15 protein-coding genes are annotated in these 16,429 nt (G+C 45.9%); 8 read left to right on the top strand and 7 right to left on the bottom strand.

Annotated features, from left to right (window positions below):
• Positions 1 to 128 precede the first annotated feature (128 nt).
• Positions 129 to 1,214: a glycosyltransferase family 4 protein gene (locus tag QUA04_RS06650; RefSeq protein WP_333254999.1), complete on the bottom strand. Its 1,086-nt coding sequence runs from the start codon at positions 1,212 to 1,214 to the stop codon at positions 129 to 131.
• 93 nt (positions 1,215 to 1,307) lie between these two features.
• Entirely contained in the window at positions 1,308 to 2,504 is a 1,197-nt protein-coding gene (locus QUA04_RS06645; RefSeq protein WP_333254997.1) for a HEAT repeat domain-containing protein, read from the bottom strand.
• A 907-nt stretch (positions 2,505 to 3,411) separates the two neighbouring features.
• Between QUA04_RS06645 and QUA04_RS06640 the strand changes: the two genes are divergently transcribed.
• Entirely contained in the window at positions 3,412 to 5,166 is a 1,755-nt protein-coding gene (locus tag QUA04_RS06640; protein WP_333254995.1) for a CapA family protein, read from the top strand.
• Positions 5,167 to 5,386: 220 nt separating this feature from the next.
• Here QUA04_RS06640 and QUA04_RS06635 read toward each other — a convergent pair whose 3' ends face one another.
• Positions 5,387 to 6,478, bottom strand: coding sequence for a PfkB family carbohydrate kinase (locus tag QUA04_RS06635; RefSeq protein ID WP_333254993.1), 1,092 nt, complete (start codon positions 6,476 to 6,478; stop codon positions 5,387 to 5,389).
• Positions 6,479 to 6,764: 286 nt separating this feature from the next.
• The gene (locus QUA04_RS06630; RefSeq protein ID WP_190659700.1) at positions 6,765 to 7,316 is read right to left on the bottom strand and encodes a response regulator; all 552 of its coding nucleotides are present in this window, start codon (positions 7,314 to 7,316) and stop codon (positions 6,765 to 6,767) included.
• A gap of 198 nt (positions 7,317 to 7,514) precedes the next feature.
• Between QUA04_RS06630 and lipA the strand changes: the two genes are divergently transcribed.
• Both lipA and QUA04_RS06620 read left to right on the top strand, forming a co-directional pair.
• On the top strand, positions 7,515 to 8,471 hold the full coding sequence (gene lipA / locus QUA04_RS06625; RefSeq protein WP_333254991.1) for a lipoyl synthase: 957 nt from the start codon (positions 7,515 to 7,517) through the stop codon (positions 8,469 to 8,471).
• Between the two features lie 126 nt (positions 8,472 to 8,597).
• Positions 8,598 to 8,744: a photosystem I protein PsaX gene (locus tag QUA04_RS06620; protein ID WP_333062195.1), complete on the top strand. Its 147-nt coding sequence runs from the start codon at positions 8,598 to 8,600 to the stop codon at positions 8,742 to 8,744.
• 197 nt (positions 8,745 to 8,941) lie between these two features.
• Here the strand turns inward: QUA04_RS06620 and QUA04_RS06615 are convergent, their stop codons facing one another.
• The gene (locus QUA04_RS06615) at positions 8,942 to 9,307 is read right to left on the bottom strand and encodes a hypothetical protein (RefSeq protein ID WP_333254989.1); all 366 of its coding nucleotides are present in this window, start codon (positions 9,305 to 9,307) and stop codon (positions 8,942 to 8,944) included.
• Positions 9,308 to 9,385: 78 nt separating this feature from the next.
• On the opposite strand from QUA04_RS06615, the gene QUA04_RS06610 reads away from it, so the two are divergent.
• Positions 9,386 to 10,003 carry a DJ-1/PfpI family protein gene (locus tag QUA04_RS06610; RefSeq protein WP_333254986.1) on the top strand — a complete coding sequence of 206 codons (618 nt, stop codon included), beginning with the start codon at positions 9,386 to 9,388 and terminating at the stop codon, positions 10,001 to 10,003.
• A gap of 120 nt (positions 10,004 to 10,123) precedes the next feature.
• Here the strand turns inward: QUA04_RS06610 and QUA04_RS06605 are convergent, their stop codons facing one another.
• A complete protein-coding gene (locus QUA04_RS06605; protein ID WP_333254984.1) occupies positions 10,124 to 11,014 on the bottom strand; it encodes a sugar ABC transporter permease in 891 nt (296 codons plus the stop codon).
• 59 nt (positions 11,015 to 11,073) lie between these two features.
• Here QUA04_RS06605 and QUA04_RS06600 point away from each other — a divergent pair, with 59 nt between their 5' ends.
• The 3 genes from QUA04_RS06600 to QUA04_RS06590 all read left to right on the top strand — a co-directional run bounded on the left by QUA04_RS06600 (position 11,074) and on the right by QUA04_RS06590 (position 13,703).
• Positions 11,074 to 11,649: a GNAT family protein gene (locus QUA04_RS06600; RefSeq protein ID WP_333254982.1), complete on the top strand. Its 576-nt coding sequence runs from the start codon at positions 11,074 to 11,076 to the stop codon at positions 11,647 to 11,649.
• A 259-nt stretch (positions 11,650 to 11,908) separates the two neighbouring features.
• Entirely contained in the window at positions 11,909 to 12,601 is a 693-nt protein-coding gene (gene purN / locus QUA04_RS06595; protein ID WP_333254980.1) for a phosphoribosylglycinamide formyltransferase, read from the top strand.
• Entirely contained in the window at positions 12,594 to 13,703 is a 1,110-nt protein-coding gene (locus QUA04_RS06590; protein ID WP_333254978.1) for a class I SAM-dependent methyltransferase, read from the top strand. Before purN ends, QUA04_RS06590 begins: the two co-directional genes overlap by 8 nt.
• Before the next feature lie 100 nt (positions 13,704 to 13,803).
• Here the strand turns inward: QUA04_RS06590 and rlmN are convergent, their stop codons facing one another.
• Positions 13,804 to 14,913: a 23S rRNA (adenine(2503)-C(2))-methyltransferase RlmN gene (gene rlmN, locus QUA04_RS06585; protein WP_333254976.1), complete on the bottom strand. Its 1,110-nt coding sequence runs from the start codon at positions 14,911 to 14,913 to the stop codon at positions 13,804 to 13,806.
• 183 nt (positions 14,914 to 15,096) lie between these two features.
• Here rlmN and QUA04_RS06580 point away from each other — a divergent pair, with 183 nt between their 5' ends.
• Positions 15,097 to 16,326 carry an RNA-guided endonuclease TnpB family protein gene (locus QUA04_RS06580; RefSeq protein ID WP_333254974.1) on the top strand — a complete coding sequence of 410 codons (1,230 nt, stop codon included), beginning with the start codon at positions 15,097 to 15,099 and terminating at the stop codon, positions 16,324 to 16,326.
• Positions 16,327 to 16,429 lie beyond the last annotated feature (103 nt).

Genomic DNA, 16,429 nt, shown 5'->3' with positions numbered 1-16,429 from the left:
TTCAGTTTTCTTTTTTGTGGTCGATTAAGAGTTTATTTAACTCAATTTTAGAATAGAGTTGAATTGCTGCTCAATAAACTTGTAAGGTGCGTCAGTCAGCGGATATTTCTAAAAATTTGCCAGTATTATTACTGACGCACCCTACTAGCAGTGATAGATTTGAACCAGTGTTCACAACGATCGCCCAAAGCTCCTAAAGAATATTCTACCTCTGCTTGTCGCCTGCAAGCGCTACGGTCAATTTGGTCTAAGCGGGCGATCGCACCTACCAAGCCATTTACACTATCAGGCTCCACTAAAAAGCCCGTCAGTCCGTCTCTAACAATTTCCGACGGCCCCCCGCGCTCGTAAGCAATCACAGGCACACCGCACGCTAAAGCCTCGATCGCGACATTTCCGAAAGCTTCCACCCAACGCGGCGTCATCAACAATGCTCGGCACTGCCGGACTTGCTCTTGCATTTGGGTTGTTGTCAGAAACCCTAAATATTCTACCGGAGCATCCGGGTAATCTGCACAAATTTTTTGCCAATAATCCTCATCTTGCATTTTGCCCATAATTTTCAGGGGAATGCCTGTAATTTTCGCTGCTGCTACTGCATCTTCTAAGCCTTTCTCCGGGGCGATGCGGCCTAGCCAAGCTAATTTAGACTGCGGTTGGTTGCAAAATTCGTACAGGGATAAATCTATGCCATTTCCCAACAACTGACATTCATCGGCAAAGGCGAATGTTTTGGCTTGAGAAGCGGTGTGAACTCCGATCGTGCCAGGAAACTGGACGGCGGTTTGTCCGGCAATGCGATCGAGGGCAGCAGAAAGGGAGCCCATGCTGATCAAATGTGCGATCGGAGTCCTAAAAAATGGTGTCAAATAAAACGGCAGCCAATCGTAAGCGAAATTAACAATGACATCCCATTCATCCTGAACTTGGCGAGCATATTCCCACATATTCGCCAGCACAGAATCTGCGGGCATCACAATAGGAGCATTGTAATCTTGTGTTTGGGCGGTTACTTGCAAATCACCCGTTATTTCGATTACTGGAATAGATTCTAAGACTGAACCTATCGGCGCTACAACTGCTATTTTCTGAGCGCGACTCTGTAATTCTTTAGCAATGTTAAGGACTGTAAGTTCGACACCGCCACCCAACCCCGAACCTAGTTGACCGACCGAAGTTGACAGGAACAATAGTTTTAAATGGTTATTAGTCATTAGTCAGCCTTCACTAATTTTAACATAATCTAAATTATAAATTCTCCCATCTCAAATCTCAATTTTCAAATTATTTAAAAATTGCTACATTTATTAATCCATCCCAGAACGCGGACGGATGCGGTTCAACTGATTGATTGCCCAGCGAGCAACTTCCTGAACTTCGGGATCGGGATCGTCCGTCGCACGGTGCAGCAAGTAACTGATTTGATTCACCAATTCGTAAATCCGCGTCAAGTCGCGAATCGCATTTTTACGCACTTCAGGATTTTCATTTTGCAGTGAAATTGACCAGGCATTATTCATGGGTTTGAGCGTGCGAATGCCAATTTCCGAGAGACTTGCCAAAATTAAACTGTACTGCTTCGAGTCGGAATTGGCTAGCAAATCGAGCAACGGCTCAACTGCTCTGGAATCTCCCCGCTGGCCTAGTTCCCAAATTGCTTTGCCCCTCTTTGCCGGATTTAGGAGCTGCAAATCTTCAATCAGTGCTTCAATAATATCAACTTTAGGTCTACCATCAGTTTCGGGAATGGCAATATCTTTCTTCCAACTCGCTAGGGAATCGGCTTGATTAGTTGTTTGGGGAATGTTGAAACCTGTGTCGCTGTAGCCATTGCTGTGAGTCTCCAAAGGCGAGGTGTCGGAATTAATTCGATCGCCCTCGAATGCTGCATTCTGGGATTCTGGTTCCCCGGATTCCCCGATCAACGGTAAAGGTCGATCGCTGCTCTCGATACTGTGGCCTTTTGGTAAATCAAAAGGGTAGGGCAAGGGTGACAGCGATTGTAGCCCAGAAGAAGTCTCTTGGCGTCTAATTTGGTGCGAGTTTGTAGGAGAATCGGGATTAGTAAATTGAGAGTTTCTTTGGTTGTGGCGCTCAAATCTTCCCCGTCTTCGCTTAGAATAATTTGACTCGTCACTGCTAACTAATTTGAGCATGATAAATACTGCCGCTGCCGTGACGACAACTGCTGCCAAACCCAACATTAAGAACCCCCGCTGACGAGACAAAATGACGATCAAATTGGATACCGATTTCGGGAGCTTAGAATTAGATTTGGACGTTTTGGACGGCTGAGATTTGTTTTTATCGGGCGCTGGAGACGGTTTGGGAGGCTTGGAATCCTGGCGATCGTCCGGGGGAAAGTTTGCCTGAGCAATTTCTTGGGAAACAGCACGCGCAGAGGCATTGAGTACCTGTTGCCCTCCGTCGGCACTTGGACTGAACGCAACGCCCAGACAGGCAATGCAGGTGAACAAACATACAGAGGAGCGGTAATGCGCCATAAGACTCAATCCGGGTTTTGAGAGGCAACGCCGCATGACGAGCTTTAGTTTAACCTTGAGTTAGCTCGATCCTAGCTGCTATGGGCTGAACTAACTCACAAATACCACCAGACTAGCGAAAAACCCTGGTTTGAGAGGGCACTGAGCCAGATCTTATAAGCACAATTGTGTCATTGACGTGCAACTCCTTTAAATAATTAGTTTAAAACGAACAACTACATCGGCGGCCACGACTTTAGCAGCGGCATCCCGAAAGTTGATTGCAGCCAATCTCACCTACGTACAGTGTGCAGTGCAGGCCCCGCAGCGCAGCACTGCGGGGGCGCTAGCAGACGATTGTGGCTCGCCGTCGATTTCTCACTAATAGCGTGGCATGACCAAGAGTTTAACAAGCTTCCGAGCCTGCGGGTTGATCGTTTTTGTCTGAATTTGGGTGCAAGTGGGACAGGGGGATTGAAACTGGAAACGAGAAACCCGGTTTTTTCGTTAATTCTTCGCTGCTAAACCGCATATTTTCAGTACATTCAAGGACGTACTCAGAAACTCATAAACCAGTTTTATTTACCAAAAATGCTGTAAGAAAAAGAGCACTGATTTGACCGATGTTAATTTGAAGGGGGCAATTATCCCGGATAGAAGTGTTTGGGCGATCGCCTAATATAACCGTTAGGAAATATTGTAGTCAGCTAGCAAGCGCCAAAAATCATACTATCTTGTAAAAGTAGGGTCGGATTTAGTTAGGAGCTATAGTGAGAGCGAGTAGACCCTTTTACGTAGGTGTCCTCTGCCAACGTTTTGTTTATTTGTACCCACTTACTTAAGTTAAATCAATCGGTATTTCATCCTGTGCCGCCAAATTTGATATAAGATCGAGCTAAATTTCTAGTGTGAGAGAGTAGAGGCATTTGTGAGCCAACAAGATATTTTAAATTTAGCAAAAGAAGGCGATGCCAGGGCGATCGCATTTCTGATCGGCCAAGCACTCCAAAGCTTCGGCGTCACGGCTAAAGCCAGCCGGGAAAATGACACCCTGCACCTGCTGCTGGAAGCCGAACAATTACCCGCAGAAGAAGCCTGTCTCCGAGTCGCAGTCAAAGGGTTGCAGCGGCTGCAACCAAATAACCTTTACTCAGTGACAGTTTACGGGCGGCGCGGCGGCCAGCAATTGCCCGCTTGGACTCAGACGGTAGAATTAAAAAAACGCTTGACTTCCGCACCCGTGAGTGCCTTAGTTGCCGTGAATGCAGCAGTAGCTGCGAGTGCAGCAGTAGCCGCTAGTGTAGCCGCTTCTCCCATTCCTGTGACTTTGCCCAAGCTAGAAAAAACTCAAAATGTCACAACGGCGCCCCCTCAAACACCAGAAAAATCTCCGCCCCAACCCCCTAAAATCCCAACTCGAAAACCCCCAAACCAAAGGCAGCAAAAGCCATCACCGCAGCCAGAATTAGCCCGCACTAAAACTAAAAAATCTGGGCTGTCAGTCGCTGCTCTGAGTCTAATTCTCGTACCGATATCCGGCTTTGTGCTGGCTTCTCAACTTTACAAATCCTCAACCACCGCTACTAATAACCCTCTAACGTCAAAGCCTGCGGTACAAAAAGTGAGCTCGACACCCACACCTGCACCCGCAGCCAAACCCCTTCCCGCTCCAAAATCGCCCTCCCCGGCTGCCAAAAAACCTGCCATTGTGCCCGCCACTGTCAGCATCAAAGCAGTTGGCGACATGATCCCCGGCACGAATTTTCCCTACAACAAACTGCCTGCAAAAAAAGAGATGTTATTAGAGTCGGTAAAACCGTACCTCAAAGGAGCTGATATTCTGTTTGGCAATTTTGAAAGCACGATGACCGATTATCCTTACAGTTCGAAAGCAGGTGGCGGGCAAATGCTGTTTGCCTTTCGGACGCCTCCGAGTTATGCGAAAATTTTCAAAGATGTTGGTTTTGATATTTTGAATGTTGCCAACAATCACTCTTACGATTTTAACGAGCAGGGATTTAAGGACACGATTAAAAACATCGACAGCAACGGCATGAAGGCTATTGGCAAAAGAGATCAAATTGTTTATCAAAATGTCAAGGGCGTGAAGTTTGCCTTTATCGGTTTCAGCAACTACGGCGAAGTTCACAATTCCTTGCTGGAATTGAAAGCGGGAGCCGAACTTGTCAAAAAAGCAAAGCAAAACGCTGATATTGTAGTGATATCTGTTCATGCTGGAGCTGAAGGAACGGGAGCTCTGAATGTGAGGAATAAAAACGAATTATTTTACGGAGAAAACCGGGGAAATATGGTTTTGTTTTCGCGGACGATGATTGATGCGGGGGCAGATTTGATTTTGGGACATGGCCCGCACGTTACCAGAGCTATGGAGCTTTATAAAGGGAAATTGATTGCTTATTCGCTGGGCAATTTTTTGGGTTATCGCACTTTGTCCACAGCAGGAGCACTCGGTCAATCTCTGATTTTGGATGTGAAAATGACTCCGCAAGGAGATTTTGTTTCTGGTAAGATTATCCCCATCCAACTTGACGGGCGAGGTGTGCCGGCTGTTGATAACAATTTTAGGAGTGTGGGGTTGATTAACCGTTTGACAAAGAGCGATTTTTCCAATAGTGGTTTGACAATTGATGACAAGGGACAACTTTTGAAAAAGAGTAAGTAGTTATTGGGAATTGGGAATTTTAACTGGTTCCCAGGCTCTCTCTGCCTGGGAACCGATATCCAGAGGCTCTGCCTTGAAAAGCGATGGGAAAATTGGAGGCTGAGCCTCCGGATCTGCGTTCCCAGGCTCTGCCTGGGAACAAGTAATCAAACTCTTGTGGCCCGTTACTCACAGCAACGCCCGAAATATGCAATTTAAATGCAGTAGAGCTTACCCGCCCCTATACTGCAATCATCGTTTTCAAAGCTTCTTTCATTTCGTCTGCTGTCGTCGTTGCCGTACCGAATTGACGCACGACAATACTAGCCGCCAAATTCCCCAAAACTGCCGCTTCCCAACCCGATGCACCGACGCACAAAGCTAAAGTCATTGCTGCTACAACTGTATCTCCAGCACCGGTTACGTCGAATACATCAGTCTTGTTAAAAGGGGGAATGTCCCAACTTTGAATGGCAAATTCCCCCTTTTCACAAATGGATGTTGGAGGGGGTGAATTTTTGATTTCTTCGCCGTTGGCCCTTTCAAACAAAGTCATCCCTTCTTCGCCGCGAGTAATCAAGATTTTTTGAGCTTGAGTTAAGTTCAACAAATCGCGTCCTGCTTGCATTAAAGTGTGAGGGTTTTTGATAGCATATCCGACTGCTTGCTCGGCTTCGGGCAAGTTTGGAGTAAACAGCATCGCTCCAGAATATCGCTGCAAATTTGTTTGAGCGTCTACAATTGTTTTGCCGGGAACCACTGCCGATTCGATCGCCAAATTTGTCAAAACTCCGTCGCCGTAGTCGGAACAAACCACTGCATCTACTGTCGGTATTTGCTGCCGGATGTAGTCTGCCAGTTGCAACTGCAAATCTAAATCCGGCAACTCGTCCGATTTGCGATCGACTCGGACAATTTGCTGAGTCACCGACTGCCGCGCGTGCCCGGAAATTCGAGTTTTGGTGACAGTTGGACGCTGCGAATCGATTAAAATCCCACCCGTATCAATTCCCGCCGCCTCAAAAATACCGCACAAAGCCTTTCCCTGGTCGTCTTTTCCCACCAAACCAGCAACTTTTACTTTGCCTCCCAGTTTGGCTAAATTATAGACAGCATTTGCGCCACCTCCTGGTACTTGCTGAGTATTTTCGTAGCGCAAAATCAACACAGGTGCTTCGCGGGAAATTCGCTCTACTTGTCCGGTAAGAAACTCGTCCAAGGTCAAATCTCCGATCGCTAATACCTGCGCTTGATCGAAGCAGTCTAATCTTTTCAATAATTGCTCAGTTGAGGCACGCAGTTGAGGCAAAAAATCGGAATAGTCGTTAGTCATTAACCAAAAAAATGAGACTGAGGAGTTGATAATTGAGTGTGGAACTAGCGGGAATTAAAAATCCTAATATTAATTAATAATTAATTTCCTCCCTTGTTTTATTTTTAACTTTTAATTGATTTTCTCACTGGGATTTTGAGAAACCAGTTGCAGGCTATTGGCGATCGCACTCGCTCAAACAATTGGGCAAAAAAATGCAGATAAAATCGCAGCCCTTGAGACTCAACTGAAAGTTTCACGGTGTGGAAGTTTCCTTCTACATAAGTGCCTTCAAAAAACAGCCGAATTATTTCAATTTCTGCTTGATGATCGTAATCACCTGAGTCATTTGTTTTTTGAGTGCATCAATTTCCGCTTGCATTTTAGCCATTTTCGCAGTCATCGCCTGAATTTCGGCGGCGCCCGCTCCAGAGCTGGGTGCAGCGGCGGCTGCTGGGGCTTCCGGCACTGGTTTCTTTTTGGCCAGTACCATCGCCGATTTGATCGCCTCGGTTAGCTGCTTCTTCTCAAACGGTTTGGCGATGAATGCAAAAAAATGCTTCTCAAAGGGTTTCGGAATTTTTTCCATCACCTCTTCTTCGCGGCCCGACATGATCACCAAAGGTATCTTAGAAAGCTCAGGATGGGCTTGCACTTTTTGATACACTTCCCAACCGCTGACTTTGGGCAGTAGGAAATCTAACATAATTAGATTTGGCCGGGCTTGACGGATCAGTTTGAGTCCCTCTTCGCCGTCTTTTGCTTCTAGAACTTCAAAGTTACCCTGAGGCAACATCTCTCGGACTCGGACGCGGATGACTTTACTGTCATCGATTACCAAGATTTTTTGACCAGCCACGACTGACTCCTTCAGTAATGAATGAGTGATGATTTGCAACCTTCAGTATATCCCTAACAGAATTCTACCCATAATTCTGGGCGAGTTTAGTTTTGTTGCACTTCGGCGCAATTCTGATTTCGGGTGATACTCCTACAAGTTCAGGGGCTTTGATTTCGGATACGATCGAAGGAATTAACTCAATCGCCACTTAATTTTATGTCGCCCCAAACTCCTAAAACTCCTACTGTCAAAGCAGTTGCCGCCCAAATGCGGGGTGAAATCGAGGCGATGCCGGAGTGGTTGCGTAGGCCCGTTGGCAAAGCTAGCGAACTTTCCCAAGTGCAAAAAATTATCAAACAGCGGCAAATTCACACGATTTGTGAGGAGGGGAGATGTCCCAACCGGGGCGAGTGCTACGCGCAAAAAACGGCGACTTTTTTGTTGATGGGGCCGACTTGCACCCGCGCTTGTGCTTTTTGTCAAGTAGATAAAGGTCATTCTCCGATGCCCCTAGACCCGGAGGAACCGCAAAAGGTGGCGGAGGCTGTGCAGTTGTTGGGTTTGCGCTATGCGGTGCTGACTTCGGTGGCGAGGGATGATTTGCCGGATGGGGGTGCGGGTTGGTTTGCCAGGACGATCGCCCAAATCCGCCTTCTTAACCCGGATACTGAAGTTGAGGTACTGACGCCGGATTTTTGGGGGGGAATGGGGAGGAGTTCAGAGGGGGAGAATTCCGGCCTCGACGAGTTGCAGCGACAGCGGATTCGCACGGTGGTGGAGGCTAAACCGGCTTGTTACAACCACAATATTGAGACGGTGCGTCGCTTGCAAGGGCCGGTGCGGAGGGGGGCGAAGTACGATCGCTCGATCGACGTTCTGCGTATTGTTAAGCAATATGACCCAACTATTCCCACCAAATCCGGTTTGATGTTGGGGCACGGGGAAACCGAAGCCGAGATAGTCGAAGCGATGATTGATTTGCGGGATGCCAAGTGCGATCGGCTCACTCTCGGTCAATACATGAGACCATCTCTAGAGCACCTCCCAGTGCGTAAATACTGGACGCCGACCGAATTTGACCGTTTCGGGTCGATCGCCCGCGAGATGGGGTTTGAGCGCGTGCGATCGGGGCCTCTCGTCCGCAGTTCCTACCACGCCGGAGAGAGCGATTGAAACTAATTTGAATTCAACTCGGTATAAACTCCTTGTTACAAAAAATAACTCTAGAGGATTGTGCATAAGTGCGACGCTCTCTGCTATTTGTAAATAGAGTGACATTATGAATTAGGAGCTTTACCTATGCCAGAGATAGCCAAGAACCAATTAAAATCCGACTCCGTGATGAAAACGGGCAAATTCCCTTACACCTTTCGCGCAGGCTGGTTTCTGTTGCTGTTAGCAATCAATTTTGTGGTTGCAGGCTTTTATTTCCATATCATTGAATAGTTCTGCCAGTTAACTTTTAGCAGACCCTGCTTTTCTCGACTTCAACGTCGGAGAGTGGGAGAGAAGGAGAGGGGGAGAGTTTTGAGTTTTGAGTTGGCGAGAATATGACTTCATCCTTCTAACTAATGACTACTGACTTCTTCCCTCTTCCCTTGAACCTCTTCCTTCTGACTAATGACTAATGACTAATGACTTCTCTAGCGATTTCTCGACGCTTCTAGCTTTGACAAGCGCTCTTGAATTTTAATAACATCTTGCTTAGTTTCAATTGCCAAAGTTGCTAAATTGTCAAACATCGGGTCTCCCGAAAGCGTTCTAGGATTTGTGCGACCAGAACCTGAAGGGGAAGGATACTGAGGCCGGTTAACTCTAGAACCTTGGTTCTGCAAGCTGTAGATTTGTCCCCTGAGTTCAGAAATTTGCCTTTCTAATTGAGTAATGCGAAACTCTAATTGAGTTGTGGATTGAGCGGGCGTGACAATTGGCGCAACAGCAATTGCTAAAGCGCAAGCCAGACATAAAAGACAGATTGTTAGGGCGCGATGGCGAATATTTTTCGGCATAGCTTTAATAATTTAAATTATACCTGTTCTACGATAACAAATCTCCGAGATTTTTTGCCTATATCAGAAGTAGGTCTTATGACAACTAGGAACGTAGCTATTTTAATGTTCGATGATGTCGAGGTACTGGACTTTGCAGGCCCTTTTGAAGTGTTTTCGGTGACATCAGAATTAAGTAAGGGCGATTCGCTTCGGGATAGCTTCGCTTCACGACCTTTTGCAGTCTCTACGGTAGCCGAACATCCCGGTGCTGTCAATGCCCGCAACGGTTTGAGTGTAAATCCCGACTGCACCATTTTCGATTGTCCGCCACCGGATATTTTAATTGTACCGGGAGGACAAGGTACGAGAAAATTAATCGATAACTCAGCAGTTATTAACTGGATAAAAGATTGTGCGCGAACAGCAGAATTAGTGCTTTCTGTCTGTACGGGTTCGCTGCTTTTGGCAAAAGCTGGTTTGTTGGAAGGTTTGGCAGCAACTACACACCATCGGGCATTGGAGTTACTGAGAGAATTAGCGCCCCACACAACTATTATCGAAAATCACCGATTTGTAGATAACGGCAAAATCATCACTTCTGGGGGAATTGCTGCGGGAATTGATATGTCTCTGCACGTTGTCGGCAAGCTTCTGGGAACAGCACAAGCTGAACAAACAGCAGATCACATGGAATATAAAATGGGGAATGGGTAATTGGGCATTGGGCAGGGGTGATTGTATAATTTGTGCGTAGTGGCGGGTTTTATCAACCATCTATGCCTAAAACAAACAATCTCGTAAACCCGCCCCTCCTATACACTACCGGATGTGAAATCAAGCATCTTCGCCCCAAACTTTTAGTTGTAAATAGACTAATAGCAAAGCTACAGCCATCAGGAAAGTTGCCGCAGCGGCTGCATAGCCAAAATCAAATTGCGAAAAAGCTTGCTCGTAAATATAATAAACTAGCAAATTAGTAGAGTTCAAAGGGCCGCCGCCGGTGATGACATAAACTTGCTCGAAACTCCGCAGGGTAAAAATAGCAGTAGTGACAGTAGCAAATACTAAAGTCGGCCGCAAACCGGGTAAAGTGATGTACAAAAATTGCTGCCAAGCATTAGCTCCATCCAATTCTGCAGCTTCGTAACGATTTACCGGAATTGCTTGCAATCCTGCTAAAAATACTACCATATTAAAGCCTAATTGTTTCCAAACACTGAGCAGAATTATCACTGGCATTGCCCAAACTGTGCTGCTAAGCCAAGGAATTGGATTTAAGCCGAGCGCACTTAGGGCATTATTAACCGGGCCTTCGGTTTGAAACAACCACCGCCAACCCAAGCCAACTGCAACTAAAGAGGTAATCGAAGGAATAAAATAAGCGGTGCGGAGAGCTCCTCGCCAAGCAAACGACCGATTTAGCAAAACTGCTAAGCCCAATGGAATCACTAAACTGGGAATGACTGTTGCAGTAGTAAAATAGAGCGTATTTTGGAGAATTTGCCAGAAATCCGGGTTTGTGACTAGACGCCAGTAGTTGTTGAAGCCAATCCAACGCACTCCCGACTGGGTAAAGCTGCCACTGGTAAAGCTGAGGTAAAATAAATAGGCGATCGGCCAAATCAAAAAAGTACCCAGAAACAGCAAAGCTGGGGCCAGGAAAGTCCAAGCTGCGATCGCATCATTATCCAACCAGTTAAAACGCCCAAATTTAATCCGAACCATTGGCTTGTAAATTTTAGCTTTTAGTTTTAAATGGTATCACAATATAGGTCAATGTCAAAATGAACCTTCTCGATATATTAGCTAATTTACCCACTATAGAAACTGAAAGGCTCCTGCTCCGAAAAATTACTTTAAACGATGCGAGCGATATGTTTGAGTATGCTTCAAATCCCGAAGTATCACAATACACAATGTGGTCAACTCACACCTCGATCGAAGACACTAAATACTTTCTCAGGTCACTTACAAAAATGTACAAAAGACGAGAGCTGGTAGATTGGGGACTCGTCCATAAAGCCGAGAAAAAGTTTATCGGGACTTGCGGATTTGTGGAATGGAGCATGACGCACAGTCGCGCGGAAATTGGCTACGCACTTTCTAGGAGCTATTGGGGAGAAGGATACATGAGCGAGGCTGTTAATGCAGTGATTGAATTCGGTTTTCGGGAGATGTTGCTGAATCGAATTATGGCTCGATGTGAAGTTAACAATATTGCTTCCGCGCGGGTGATGGAAAAAGTGGGAATGCAAAGGGAAGGGATATTGCGACAGCACCTATTTGTGAAAGACAGATATTGGGATCTAAAACTTTATTCGATTCTCAGGGAAGAGTTTTTTGAGAATATTGTAGAATAGGGTTGAATCAGTAAGTCACAGAATAAAATATACTTAGGACTGAGCCAATATCTCGATGTAGAGTGCGACCAAGCACACCTTACCCTTTACCTCTATAGTAGAATACGATTGAATAGTTTTTATCTTTATGACCAAGAATTTCTTGATTGTACCCGCCACGTGATTTATCCGTGGAATCAATCCAAAATCTAAAATCCTCACGCCCCCGAATTTATCCGTGGGGCCAATCCAAAATCTAAAATCTAAAATCTAAAATCGAATGACCGCTAATCCAGTATCTGTTAATTCCAATGCCTGCCTGATTTCTCCTGAGATTGGCAAAAGTGCGTTAGCGAAGCCCTCGAAGAGGATCGCTCCGGCTCATCCTCCCTTAAAATTAGGAGTTTTAGCATCAGGAAGCGGCAGCAACTTCGAGGTAATTGCCCAAGCCATCCAAAATCAACAACTCAACGCTAAAATCCCAGTATTAATTTACAACAATCCCGAAGCCAAAGCCGCAGCCAGAGCAGAAAAATACGGCATTCCCTCCATTTTGCTCAATCACCGCGACTGCAAAAGCCGCGAAGAATTGGATACAAAAATTGTCAAAACTTTTCAAGAATATGATGTAGAATGGGTAGTGATGGCGGGTTGGATGCGAATTGTTACCGAAGTTTTGTTTGATGCTTTTCCCGATCGCGTTATTAACATTCACCCCAGCTTACTGCCGAGTTTCCCAGGAATTCGCGCCGTCGAGCAAGCACTGGCCGCCAAGGTTAAAATCACCGGATGTACGGTGCATATCGCCCGTTTAGAAGTAGACAGCGGGCCGATTTTAATGCAGGCTGCGGTACCTGTATTGCCTGATGATACCGCAGAAACGCTGCACGCGAGAATTCAGGTGCAAGAGCACAAGATTATGCTCGGTGCGATCGCACTTATTGCTGAATCTAATCAAAAAGATTGTGACTAAAAACCTTACCAGTGCCGCATCTATCCCCGAATTGCCCGTCAGCGAATCACCCGACACAGGCGCGCCGCTGATAGACTCCAATCGTCTGAAATTAATTCTCAAAGAAAGGCTCAAAAAGAACATCGGCATCAAGGGAGAATTCTATCTGCCTTGCTTGCCATCAATGCTAGACGACTATCTTAAATTACTGTCAGACTTCTTAAACATTCTCGGACAAAACATCGACGCTGCCCAAGCCGAAAACTTGCGAACATTAATCGCCAACGCCTTAGCAGAAGGATTCAAAAATTCCCCCCACGCTAACCTCATAGTCTCATACTTTCCCGCCAATTCCCAAACCGGTTTAGCCGGCGGCATTACTCTGAATACGAAGATTCAAATCGAATCAATGGCCCAGAAATATCATAGCTGGCCGGATATTCGCCCCGAACCTTTATTCGGCAGCCATCCCGATGCCAAAGTCATCGCCATTGCCGCCGAATTAGGCGAACCGGGAAAAGCACCTATTTTAGATGTCGGTGCGGGCCCAGGGCGCAATAGTTTGCCCTTAGCAAGGTTAGGCCATTCCGTGGATGCGATCGAACTAACACCGATATTTGCCGAGAAACTATCAGCAGCAGCAACCGCCGAAAACTTGCCGATAAATGTCACCCAAGGCGACGTTTTAGACCCATTATTGAGGATGAAAACTTATCGGTACAAATTAGCCCTTGCTACTGAAGTTCTCTCCCACTTCCGCTATCCCGAACAAGTCCGCCTTTTCCTCGGCAAAATGTCCGATGCTGTCTTAAGTGGCGGGTTTATCTTATTCAGCACTTTCTTAGCTGTAGATGGCTACGAACCGGATGAGATGGCAAAACAAATGTCTGAATTATGTTGGTCTTATCTGATTACCAGAGAAGAATTGCAAGCAGCAATAGAGGGTTTGCCGTTAGAAATTATTTCGGATGAATCTGTGATTGAATACGAACAAAAACATTTGCCTGAGTCGGCGTGGCCGCCGACACCTTGGTTTGTCAGTTGGGCTAGCGGGCGCGATTTATTTTCGGTGCAACAAACACCGCCGTTAGAGTTGCGGTGGATACTTGTTAAACGCTTGTAGCTAAAGTATAAGGGTGCGTCAGGACGTAGCTTCTCAATCATCGATTAAATAACGCACTCTGACGCACCCTACGACAATTTTTAGGGTTAAAAATCTAATTCTAAACCTCGGATGCCCGCAATTGTCCGCAGGCTGCATCTGCTTCTAAGCCGCGAGAATACCTCACGCTAACTGCAATTTTCTTTTCCTTCAAAACCGACACAAAACTGTTAATTCGATTGGGAGTCGGTCGCTGATATTCAGCTTCCTGAATCGGATTGTAAGGAATCAAATTGACGTGACACTGAAAACCGCGCAAGTGAGTTGCTAACTCGGCTGCGTGTTCTGGCAAGTCATTCACACCTGCTAAAAGTACGTATTCAAAACTTAATCTGCGTCCAGTCGATCGCACATATTCCCGACATTCTGCGATTAACTCACCCAAAGGATAAGGGCGGGCGCTAGGAATTAACTCTTCCCGCAATCTTTGATTAGAAGCGTGGAGGCTGACGGCTAGGGTAACTTGCAGTTGATGTTCAGCTAGTTGGCTGATGCGATTGCGAATTCCTACTGTAGAAATGGTGATATTTCGCTGTCCAATTCCTACGTCTTGATTCAAACACTTGACAGCAGCTACAACATTATCGAAATTCAGCAGGGGTTCGCCCATTCCCATAAATACGATGTGGCTGACTCGGCGGCCGAAATCTTGCTGTACTGTCAAGACTTGATCGACGATTTCGTGTTTTTCTAAATTGCGCTTGAAACCGCCTTTTCCGGTAGCGCAAAAGTCGCATCCCATCGCGCAGCCAACTTGGGCTGAGACGCACACAGTCAGCCGTTTATCGGTGGGAATGCCGACTGTTTCAATGATTTGACCGTCTGCCAATTTTAAGAGATACTTTACGGTGGCGTCTGGTGCGACCGATCGATAGTGAATAGTCGATCGCCCGATCGGAATTTTAGCAACAGTCTCGCGCCACTGTTTCGAGAATACAGAAATGTCAGAGAGCGATCGGGCACCTTTCTCATAAATCCACTGGTACAATTGCTTTCCGCGATAAGCCGGTTGTCCCTGCTGCTGCACCCACTCCGTTAACTCAGCTAAACTCGCCCCCAACAAGGGCGGAATTTTACCCGACTCAACAGCCAAAGCAGCAGTCTTGCGAGACTGATTCGCACCCTTGGAATTACCAGAAGAGTACACCTGAGAAACGGAAGTAGGAGACATAGGTCATCACAAAATTTAACTAACAAGCGGGAAGTCCCGCACTCTAATAGTAGTCCGTTGAGTGCCGGGATGAAAGCGTACAGAACAAGTGGGCATCGAACCCACTTGTTCTGTAGCGATCTTTGCAGATCGGCAAAACCTTTGATATAATATTTACTATTAATAGCAATTAGCAGTAACTAAATGCTACGCAAAGTTGTCAAAGTTCGTTTATACCCTACCGATCGGCAGTCCCAGCATCTGGCACAGAGTTTTGGTTGCGCTCGTTGGTGGTGGAATTACGCGCTTAATAAGTCCATTGAAGTCTATCAAGAGACTGGCAAAGGGCTTGGACAATCTGCATTAAATGCTTTACTGCCAGCGCTAAAAAAGGAATATGAATGGTTAAGTGACTGCTACAGTCAAGTGCTACAGGCGGCTACGCTTAATCTCACGACTGCCTATAAAAACTTTTTTGACAAAAGAGCTCAGTTTCCTAAGTTCAAGTCAAAAAAGCATAAGCAGTCGATTCAATACCCCCAAAATGTTCAAGTCGTTTCTGACTCTGAACTCAAGTTCCCTAAACTTGGAGTAGTCAAAGCAAAATTACATAGACCGATTGACGGAAAAATCAAAACTGTCACAGTTAGCCAAAACCCTTCGGGTAAATACTTTGCTGCAATTTTATTTGAGATTGAAGGTGAAAATCGAGAAGTTTCTACCTCTGGGAAAATCGTTGGGATTGACTTAGGATTAAAACACTTTGCGATCGTTGCCGACGGCACTAAGATTTCTAAGTTTGAGAATCCTCAACATTTTGTAAAATATCAACAAAATCTCAAGCGTAAGCAGCAAAAGTTAGCGCGTAAAAAGGATGGTAGTAATTCTCGCAAAAAAGCTAAAAAATCAGTTGCTAAGGTACACGAACGGGTAGCCAATTGTCGGCAGGATTTTCTGCATAAACTCAGTGCAAAGCTGGTCAACAAAAACCAAGTTGTCATAGTAGAAAATCTTCATGTTAAAGGCATGGTTCGTAATCATTGCTTAGCTAAAGCTATTTCTGATGCTGCTGGCTGGGGAATGTTTGTCAATTTCCTGAGCTACAAATTAGACCGCAAAGGCGGTAGGTTAGTAGAAATTGATCGATGGTTTCCTAGCTCGAAAACCTGTTCAGTTTGTTTGCATCAAGTCTCGGAAATGTCTCTAGAGGTGCGCGAGTGGACTTGCTCTCACTGTGGCACTCATCACGACAGAGATGGCAATGCTGCAACAAATATCAGGAATGAAGGTATCAGAATGCTAAAGACGGATGGAACAGCCGTTTCTGCTGTTGGAGGGAAGGTAAGTCCAAAGGTGGGGCGTAAGTCCAATCTGAGGCACTCCCCTACGAAGACAGAAGCCCACGCTGTATGCGATAGCATCAGCGCTGGGTAGTTCACAACTTCTCGACCAAAGCTGCTGTCAATCCTCAAGAAGGCAGAAGGTAAAAGAAATCTCCACAAAAAAGTTAATTTTTGGCTAAATTCCACAAAAATTG

This window comes from Microcoleus sp. S13_C5 (assembly GCF_036700845.1).
GTDB lineage: Bacteria > Cyanobacteriota > Cyanobacteriia > Cyanobacteriales > Microcoleaceae > Microcoleus.
This window is presented reverse-complemented; position numbering and strand designations above follow the sequence as displayed.

Excerpts from the sequence above, each read along its gene's own strand:
- QUA04_RS06605 (WP_333254984.1), bottom strand. The coding sequence starts at position 11,014 with ATGGTTCGGATTAAATTTGGGCGTTTTAACTGGTTGGATAATGATGCG.
- purN (WP_333254980.1), top strand. The coding sequence starts at position 11,909 with ATGACCGCTAATCCAGTATCTGTTAATTCCAATGCCTGCCTGATTTCT.
- QUA04_RS06610 (WP_333254986.1), top strand. The coding sequence starts at position 9,386 with ATGACAACTAGGAACGTAGCTATTTTAATGTTCGATGATGTCGAGGTA.
- QUA04_RS06615 (WP_333254989.1), bottom strand. The coding sequence starts at position 9,307 with ATGCCGAAAAATATTCGCCATCGCGCCCTAACAATCTGTCTTTTATGT.
- QUA04_RS06635 (WP_333254993.1), bottom strand. The coding sequence starts at position 6,478 with ATGACTAACGACTATTCCGATTTTTTGCCTCAACTGCGTGCCTCAACT.
- rlmN (WP_333254976.1), bottom strand. The coding sequence starts at position 14,913 with ATGTCTCCTACTTCCGTTTCTCAGGTGTACTCTTCTGGTAATTCCAAG.
- QUA04_RS06620 (WP_333062195.1), top strand. The coding sequence starts at position 8,598 with ATGCCAGAGATAGCCAAGAACCAATTAAAATCCGACTCCGTGATGAAA.
- lipA (WP_333254991.1), top strand. The coding sequence starts at position 7,515 with ATGTCGCCCCAAACTCCTAAAACTCCTACTGTCAAAGCAGTTGCCGCC.
- QUA04_RS06650 (WP_333254999.1), bottom strand. The coding sequence starts at position 1,214 with ATGACTAATAACCATTTAAAACTATTGTTCCTGTCAACTTCGGTCGGT.
- QUA04_RS06645 (WP_333254997.1), bottom strand. The coding sequence starts at position 2,504 with ATGGCGCATTACCGCTCCTCTGTATGTTTGTTCACCTGCATTGCCTGT.
- QUA04_RS06600 (WP_333254982.1), top strand. The coding sequence starts at position 11,074 with ATGAACCTTCTCGATATATTAGCTAATTTACCCACTATAGAAACTGAA.
- QUA04_RS06580 (WP_333254974.1), top strand. The coding sequence starts at position 15,097 with ATGCTACGCAAAGTTGTCAAAGTTCGTTTATACCCTACCGATCGGCAG.